This is a genomic window from Curtobacterium pusillum (assembly GCF_013359865.1).
Taxonomy (GTDB): Bacteria; Actinomycetota; Actinomycetes; order Actinomycetales; family Microbacteriaceae; genus Curtobacterium; species Curtobacterium pusillum.
Genome location: NZ_JABMCE010000027.1, coordinates 1 through 322, shown reverse-complemented (window position 1 = coordinate 322; position 322 = coordinate 1). Strand labels below are relative to the sequence as shown.

Below are 322 nucleotides of genomic sequence, written 5' to 3'. Positions count from 1 at the left end.
GACTGGGACCTCACCGACCCCGCCGGCCGCGGCATCGAGGACGTCCGCCCCATCCGCGACGACATCAAGCACCGCGTCCAGACGCTCCTCGCCGAGCTGCTGCCCGCCGAAGCAACCGCGTAACGACCAGGAAGCCGCAGACCATGACGCTCACCCTCACCGTCCCACCACGGACCGACGCGGACCGGCGGTTTCAAGGGGTCGTTGCAACGGGTGGTTGTTTCGGGTCCGAGAGTAGCTGTTCGAATGCTTCTGCAGGGCTGCGGTAGTCGAGGGTCTTGCGGGGGCGGCCGTTGAGTTCAGCCGCGACTTCGAGGAGCCG

1 pseudogene is annotated in these 322 nt (G+C 67.7%); it reads right to left on the bottom strand.

The window, feature by feature from the left end:
* Window positions 1-193: 193 nt before the first annotated feature.
* Window positions 194-322 (bottom strand): annotated as a pseudogene (locus HP507_RS17650) (IS30 family transposase); the annotation flags it as partial.